Genomic DNA, 1,044 nt, shown 5'->3' with positions numbered 1-1,044 from the left:
TTACGCGAACGACGTAAACGTGGGTCTGTTTGATTACCCAGTGCTAATGGCAGCAGACATCCTGCTTTACGGCGCACACCAAGTGCCAGTAGGTAGCGACCAGAAGCAGCACCTAGAATTAGCGCGTGATATCGCAACGCGTTTCAACAACATTTACTCGCCAGAAAGCCCAATCTTTACGGTGCCTGAGCCATACATTCCAACGGTTAACGCGCGCGTAATGAGCCTTCAAGATGCGACGAAGAAAATGTCGAAGTCTGATGATAACCGTAAGAACGTTATCACGCTGCTTGAAGAGCCGAAATCGATCATCAAGAAGATCAATAAAGCGCAAACGGATACCGAAACGCCACCAAGCATTCGCCATGATGTTGAAAACAAAGCGGGTATTGCAAACCTAATGGGTCTTTACTCTGCAGCGACAGGCATGAGCTTTGAAGAGATTGAAGCGAAATACAAAGGCGTTGAAATGTATGGCCCATTCAAGAAAGACGTGGGTGAAGCGGTTGTTGCGATGCTTGAGCCAATTCAAGAAGAATACCGTCGTATTCGTGCAGATCGTGCGTTTATGGATGAAGTGATGAAGCAAGGCGCGGAGAAAGCATCGGCTCGCGCGGCGGAAACACTGAAAAAAGCATACGAAGCTGTCGGTTTTGTGGCTCGCCCGTAATCTCAAGTAATCCAATACCCAAAAAGCTCCACTTCGGTGGAGCTTTTTTTATGTGCTGAGAAAATTACTCGAAGGGCGTGTTGTCCATACAGCGCTCCATATCATAGTACTCAACGCGGCCACGAGCGCCTAAAAACGACGATTTCACCACCATCCCACGATCCACATAATTAGTGAGGAAAACACAGGATATCTCGTAACTTAACTGTTTGATTTTATATGGCTCCCAGTAATAGTCTGGTCCAGGCAGGCGGGCACGAAAAGAAATGACATCATCGTCACTGACTTCAAACTCTTCCATTCCCTTGAACTCATTTTTTGCTGATTGGATAGTTTTTTGATTAGCGGTTGGGTAAAGCGGTTCAGAAGATGTT

The 1,044-nt window shown here is 46.6% G+C and carries 2 protein-coding genes; one reads left to right on the top strand and one right to left on the bottom strand.

Annotation, left to right across the window (positions count from 1 at the left end; all coding sequences use genetic code 11):
* The coding region (trpS, locus tag R8N28_RS27030) for a tryptophan--tRNA ligase (RefSeq protein ID WP_318085430.1) at positions 1-670 on the top strand (670 nt) is incomplete at its 5' end.
* A gap of 64 nt (positions 671-734) precedes the next feature.
* On the opposite strand, the gene R8N28_RS27025 is transcribed toward trpS, so the two are convergent.
* A partial coding sequence (locus tag R8N28_RS27025) for a hypothetical protein (protein WP_318183894.1) occupies positions 735-1,044 on the bottom strand: 310 nt, incomplete at its 5' end.

This window comes from Vibrio sp. Vb1554 (genome assembly GCF_033344235.1).
Note: the sequence above shows the minus strand (reverse complement) of the source record. Positions and strands in the feature narration are given on the sequence as shown.